The following is a 5,899-nucleotide window of genomic DNA, read 5'->3' as shown; positions in this document are numbered from 1 at the left end:
TTCCAGCGGTATTGATCTCGCTGGTCGGCAGAGACGATCAAAGCGGGCGTCACGCCGCGCGAGCTGGGACGCAAGCGGTCAACGTTGGTCATCCTTCGTCGCTACTGGTTCACCTTCGACGGCCTGGCGACGGCATGATCTTGGGCCGCAATTACCGCAGCCCGATCACGACCCAGAGACTGGGCTAATCAACCACGGAGCCGGCGATCACGTGCGCTGTCGCTGCTGCCGTCGAAGCAGCCAGCGAGGCTTCAATCCCCCGTGCCTGTCGATGTGCTCGCACAACTCGCGTGGCTTGTATCCGCCAGGAACACCCGCGCCGACAGCGATCCAGAAGGCGCTCGCGTCTCTCATGTGTCCGCTACCCGTGAACCAGCTCATCCCCGGGTTCTCTTCGCGAAGCGCCCTCAGGGCGGTTGAGGCAAGTCCCTGCCGCTGGTACTCCTCAGCGGTATACGGCTTGTCCACCCAGGCTGCTCGGCAGTGCTGGCACACGATGTACTCCACCGCGAAGGCGAACTGGCCGTTCAAGTTCGCCTCCCTACAGCGCCATCCGAAGTACCGACCAGAGACGGTGTCCTGCCAAGGTGTTCCTAGCGTGGGAAGCTGACCGAGGGTATAACGCGGGCGCCGGTCCACCCGACCTCGCGTCAGGTGGTAGAGCGCGGACCGGATCGGCGTACGACCAGAGGACCGGCCAACACTCGTCAGCGCCTGATCCCGCAGCCGCTGCACCTCCGGCTCGATTTCACGCATCACGGAGCCAACGCTAGCGGCAGCGCAGATGACGATCCAGGGCAGAGTTACTGTCGGGGATCTGAACCCCCATACACCCTTGCGATAGATAGATCAATTCCCTATCGGACGGAACACCGGGCTGGCGTAACCGTCGCCAACACCTATCGTCGTTTGACAGGGCTTACTGCTCTCGGTTGTGCCCAATCTGTGCCCGATGATCATGACAACTCTTCGTCCTAGATCGCTCCGGGAGGACTCGCGCCCATCGGATGCCCATGAGATGCCCAGTAGATGGTGGGTAGCTGGTGAGTAGATGGTCTGGGAACGCCCACAGGTTCGCTGGAAGGCTTGCAGGGCGAGGGAATGGAGCCTGGAAGGATCGCCAGACCTCGCATCCCGCCACCTAGACCAGGAAAAGAGGTCGCCATGGTTTCCAGCAGCCACCAAGATCCGGCAGTGCGTCACCGACTGACGTTGCGCTACATCCATGCCATCCGAGGTCTGCTCTTGGCATTGGCGGCGCTGATCACACCGCTCGCTCCGCTCTTGATATTGATCTTTCGTGGCTAGTGCTGGCTCCCTAGCCATCCCGTCAGCCTTCGTCCGCACATCGTGGAGGGGGTGGGGCCTGCCCGGTCAAGGTGGAGCACCCCACCGTCTGAACGACCTTGACCGGGCAGGCCCCACCTGCTCGGCTCGGCCCGGACGAAGGTTGTCGGGATGGCGCCAACCATCCCAGAGCGCCCGAGCGCCCCGCCGGAGGCCTTGTTCGACACGGATCGCTTCTATGCCTTGCCCCGTGACGTGCGCGAAGCTAGTGGCGTGACAGCCTCCCACGAGCTTCTGGCCTTCCTGGACCAAGTTACGCGGGAAATGGAGGAGGAGTATCACAGGATCTATAGACGCTCCACCGAGGACCCCGGCACGGCGGGCGACGAGGGAGAATCGAACTGGGCGGGCCTGCTGTCCGACTGGCTACCCGCAGACCTGCACATCGCGACCAAGGGAAGAATCCTGGCCGCAGATGGAACGGCCAGCCCACAAGTCGATGTTGTCGTCCTCTCTGGGGATTATCCGCGCAAGCTGCGCCACAAAAAGCTCTACCTCGCCGCTGGGGTGGTGGCAGCTTTCGAATGTAAAAACACGCTGAGAAAGTCCCACCTGGAGAAGTTCTTTGCGAATTCCGCCGCGATAAGCAAGTTAGCCCTGGAGCACGGAAGAACAACTCTGTACGAAAATACCTGCAATCCAATCCCCTACGGTCTTCTCGCCCACAGTCATGAGTGGAGGAGCAGCGTGGAGGCGTTGGAGAAAATCGACTCTGAGATCAAACGACTGCACCAGTTCGCTCAACACCCAACCGAGTTACCCTCACTCATATGCGTGAGCGACCTTCACACCTGGGAAAACCACGTTCGCCCTCTCGAGGCGGGGGAATGGTCTCCAGACTTCCATGTAGATTCTAACGAGATTGAGTCGGGGAACGTCGAGGCATTTAGCCACTTCATGCGTTGGAAGCCTCGGCCGCAGCTCACTCACCCAGGGCAAGAGGAAGCCGCGCAACCAATTCCGATAGCCGCGATGCTGTTCTTCTTGTTGAGCCTTATGACAGTCAAGAATCCGCAAAGGCATTCAATGGCGACTTACTACTGGCACGCTGGATTGAACACAGCGCGCACTGCCATTTCAAGCCGCAGCTGGGATATTCGAGATATCTTCAGCCTATTCATGCTGGGCGAGCTCAAATCGGATGACTGGGGAAAGCTGCACGACAACCGGAACAACCCTCTTATTCCCTGATTTCCGTAGCAAGTCTCGACGCGGCGAGGGCGGAGCCCCGGACCTGCCACTCATCCTGGCGGCCCGGGGCTTCTTCGTATGGTCGCGCCGCCGGCGGGGCTGCAACCGGTCGGGGTGCGCCCCTGCGCTTGCGCTAAGGGCGCGGGGTCCCCGAGCGGCGGCCCGTTCGGGTCGGCCCCTGGTCGGCGGCGCGAGCGGCCTGCGAAGCGGGCCGCCTTGATCTCGTACAGAAAGTTCTCACACCATTGATCGACCCCACCTTGTCCATCGATGACAGCCCACAACCCAGTTCTTGAGACCGGACGACTAATCGGCCTACTCACGTAGCGCATGCGGTCCAAGTTGGACGACACTGGTAGAAGTCTGATCTACGACCCTTGATCCCCGCATGCAGCTCGTACTACCTTGCGTTGGCTGCTTCCGCACTGATAGTGAAGTTCGGTACCGCCACAGGGCGACGGCGAAGGGGCGGTGAACACCGTGGGACAGCGGCACATTCGCTACCACCCGAGAGCATGGGACGAACTACAACGGTTGGATCGAGCTGGCTACGTCGAGCTGCGCACGGTGATCAAGGCATACGAGAAGGGCGAGGAACTTGATCGCCACTACAAGCAGCTCAGCGGGCACAAGGGGCGGTACCACGAACTACGGGCCACGTCCCAGGGCAGGGAGTACCGAGCGCTCTTCAGGTTTGATGGGCAGTACAGCACCATCGTCTGGATCCTGACAACTTTCGAGAAAAAGTCTAAAAAGACCCCCTTGCACCTTATCCTGCGTGCCAAGACCCGCTGGAAGCTCTACCGGGGCGGCGGCAGCGACGAGTAGTTGCTCTGCCTTGCTCTGTGGGTAACTCGTTACAGCAAGTCTCTTCGCTCTATCGCATGGATCCGATACTCTCGCACCAAGTCCCCAACACTCGGAGGCGATCATGTTTCGCCGAGCCCGCCACCGCACCACCGCCGCCGCGAACTACATCAGCGAGGAAGAGGTCCTCGCCGCAGAGGCAGCAGACCCGGATCTTGAGGACGCGTTTGCCGACGCGGAGCACCGGCTGCGGCTAATCAAGGAGCTTGTTGCGCTACGCCGGACTGCCAAGATTTCCCAGGTGGAAGTCGCACGGCGCATGGGCACGACCCAGTCCGCGGTGTCCGCGCTTGAGGGCGGAGAGCATGATCCGTACCTCTCGACCCTCCAGCGCTACGCACGCGCGGTTCGGGCGCGAGTTGATGTACATGTAAGCGTCGCCGCTTGGTCGGTCCCTGTACGCGCCTACCACATGCATCCTCGCCGTGCTCGCCAAGAATCCCGCCCCCTCGTAGAAGACCTGGTGGATGCTTGGTCTCCCTCAGCATCCACTACGCGCTTCCACCGATCCGAGGTCGAACTGTGCAAGTAAGGGATGAGCTTCAGCGGAACGCTGCTCGCGTCGCCGCCAACGCCGAACTGCGAGACGTTCGCGCGACCGAGCTTCAGGCTGACCTTATCTCAATCCCCGAGAGCGATGACCTCACGTTCGAGGTAGCGACAGAGTCGGCCTATTCGTCTATTAGCGAGGAAGGCCGATGCGTCTACAGACTCCGCGTCAGCGTCGTAGCTCGCGAGGACGAAGAAGAGGTATTCAAGGCCAAGGTGACCATGGCAGCCCTCTACTCTTTACCTCCGGATGCTAGCGACGATGAACTGCGAGCCTTCGGGGATGTAACAGCCGCACTTGCCCTGTACCCATACGTCCGTGCCGCAATTCAGGATCTCGCATCTCGAACAGGGATTCCTTCCGTGACACTTCCGGTGTATCAGATCGCCTTGGAACTAGAAGAGGGCGAGACGCCGCCAGCCGCTCCGGCGAGGATTGAGGCGGAGGAGCAGATTCAGCCTTAGCCGCGCAGCACCCATGACTGCGTCCTAGTACTTTGGCTCCACGGGCACCGGAAGCTTGCCAGCCCAGGAGCGGAGTACCGACACGGCGTGATCTCTCGCCTGACCGGGTACTGCGTCCTCACGCAGGGCACGCTGAGTGGCCGGTAAGGTTAGCTCGCGGTATAGCTGCAAGTCCTCGAATCCGTAGGTGGCAACATCGTGGCTCGTCGCACCGAATACCACCCGATCGAGTCTCGCCCAATAACAAGCCACAAGGCACATCGGACAGGGCTCGCTGCTGGCATACATCGTTCCGCCGGTGAATAAGTGCGTACCCGTCCGGGATCCCGCCTCCCGCAAGGCCATAACCTCAGCGTGGGCGGTAGGGTCGCGAAGTTCGACGACACTGCTAGTTCCCTCGCCGATGATCTCGCCGGCCAGCACTACTATCGATCCGAACGGCGTCTTACCTTCGTCTTCGAGCGCGCGCCTCGATATCTCGATGGCGCGCTGCAAGAACTCTTGATCTGCCTGGCTTGAAGCGTTCGACATTCCGATCTCCCCTAGTTGTCCCTGTCCGTGCCGCTGCCGGCTTGGCGCTTCTTCGGCCAGGGCTTGAGTTCCGTGACGAAGCGGAACTCGGTTCGGTCTGCCGGATAGTCGGCATCGGAAATCTCCACAACGCGACCGTCTAGGTCGTAGGAGATGCGACGGCAGAACAGAAGCGGTATACCCTCCGCCAGCCCCCATGCCTGCGCTTCTACCGTCGTCGGCATTCTTGCGGTTACCTCATCAACCATGCGCGTTATCTCGACACCCACGGTCAGAAGCTGGTGTTGCGTGCCTCCCGGCCAAGGCTCATTGCTACCGTCCAATATCGCTGGGTTATCGCTGACCAGTGCCACCGGGAGGTGGGACACGCTGTAGGACAAGAGGTGTCCCGTCCGGCTGTCATGCGCCTCGTACCGTCGCCGCAGCAGCGGCTCGCCACTCGGGACCTTAAAGACCTCCGCCAACTCCGGGCTTGCATCGATGACGTCGTAGTGAGCGTTGAACTTCTGCTCTGCGATCGACATGTTGAGGTTCGTCTCGGCTTCGCCGATGACGGCTCGCTCGGATTCAGGCCGGATGGCGAGATCCTTCTCAACCTGGTGCCGGTCCGATGACCGAACGACCTTCCGTACCGGAACGCGCACCCGGGGAGCCTTGCCTCGTCCGGCATCGACCAAGCCTTGCGCCTTCAACAGATTCATAGCGCCCCGGGCCGAGTTCATGCTGCACGACCACTGCTCACAGATCTCCGCCAACGTCGGCAGGGAGTCTCCCGGCGCTAGGTCCCCGCGCTCGATCTGCATCCGGATGTCGTCAGCGATCCGGAGCTGGATGGGCGCCTGGACGAGAGTAGGTCGTGGTTCCATGCCTCCATCCTTGCAGGTTTGTGGGCGAACCTCTTGTGTCTTCCCTCATCGATACGTAGTCTATGCCTTGTGGGTTTGTGGCA

At 61.1% G+C, this 5,899-nt stretch carries 7 protein-coding genes; 4 read left to right on the top strand and 3 right to left on the bottom strand.

Annotated features, from left to right (window positions below; translation table 11 throughout):
* Nucleotides 1-207: 207 nt before the first annotated feature.
* Complete coding sequence (locus tag ACZ6N8_RS31050) at nucleotides 208-759, bottom strand: hypothetical protein (RefSeq protein WP_466014605.1); 552 nt, start codon at nucleotides 757-759, stop codon at nucleotides 208-210.
* 699 nt (nucleotides 760-1,458) lie between these two features.
* Between ACZ6N8_RS31050 and ACZ6N8_RS31045 the strand changes: the two genes are divergently transcribed.
* The 4 genes from ACZ6N8_RS31045 to ACZ6N8_RS31030 all read left to right on the top strand — a co-directional run bounded on the left by ACZ6N8_RS31045 (nucleotide 1,459) and on the right by ACZ6N8_RS31030 (nucleotide 4,419).
* Entirely contained in the window at nucleotides 1,459-2,538 is a 1,080-nt protein-coding gene (locus tag ACZ6N8_RS31045) for a DUF6602 domain-containing protein (protein WP_466014603.1), read from the top strand.
* Between the two features lie 471 nt (nucleotides 2,539-3,009).
* On the top strand, nucleotides 3,010-3,366 hold the full coding sequence (locus ACZ6N8_RS31040) for a type II toxin-antitoxin system RelE/ParE family toxin (RefSeq protein ID WP_466014601.1): 357 nt from the start codon (nucleotides 3,010-3,012) through the stop codon (nucleotides 3,364-3,366).
* Between the two features lie 103 nt (nucleotides 3,367-3,469).
* On the top strand, nucleotides 3,470-3,937 hold the full coding sequence (locus ACZ6N8_RS31035) for a helix-turn-helix domain-containing protein (protein ID WP_466014599.1): 468 nt from the start codon (nucleotides 3,470-3,472) through the stop codon (nucleotides 3,935-3,937).
* Nucleotides 3,928-4,419 (top strand): protein-export chaperone SecB, encoded by a 492-nt coding sequence (locus ACZ6N8_RS31030; protein WP_466014597.1) that lies wholly within the window; start codon nucleotides 3,928-3,930, stop codon nucleotides 4,417-4,419. Before ACZ6N8_RS31035 ends, ACZ6N8_RS31030 begins: the two co-directional genes overlap by 10 nt.
* A 24-nt stretch (nucleotides 4,420-4,443) precedes the next feature.
* On the opposite strand, the gene ACZ6N8_RS31025 is transcribed toward ACZ6N8_RS31030, so the two are convergent.
* Both ACZ6N8_RS31025 and ACZ6N8_RS31020 read right to left on the bottom strand, forming a co-directional pair.
* Entirely contained in the window at nucleotides 4,444-4,950 is a 507-nt protein-coding gene (locus tag ACZ6N8_RS31025; protein ID WP_466014595.1) for a nucleoside deaminase, read from the bottom strand.
* Between the two features lie 11 nt (nucleotides 4,951-4,961).
* Nucleotides 4,962-5,816, bottom strand: a complete 855-nt coding sequence (locus ACZ6N8_RS31020) for a GntR family transcriptional regulator (RefSeq protein WP_466014593.1) — start codon at nucleotides 5,814-5,816, stop codon at nucleotides 4,962-4,964.
* Between the last annotated feature and the right edge of the window lie 83 nt (nucleotides 5,817-5,899).

Source organism: Micromonospora sp. NPDC047521, from assembly GCF_055587305.1.
Note: the sequence above shows the minus strand (reverse complement) of the source record. Positions and strands in the feature narration are given on the sequence as shown.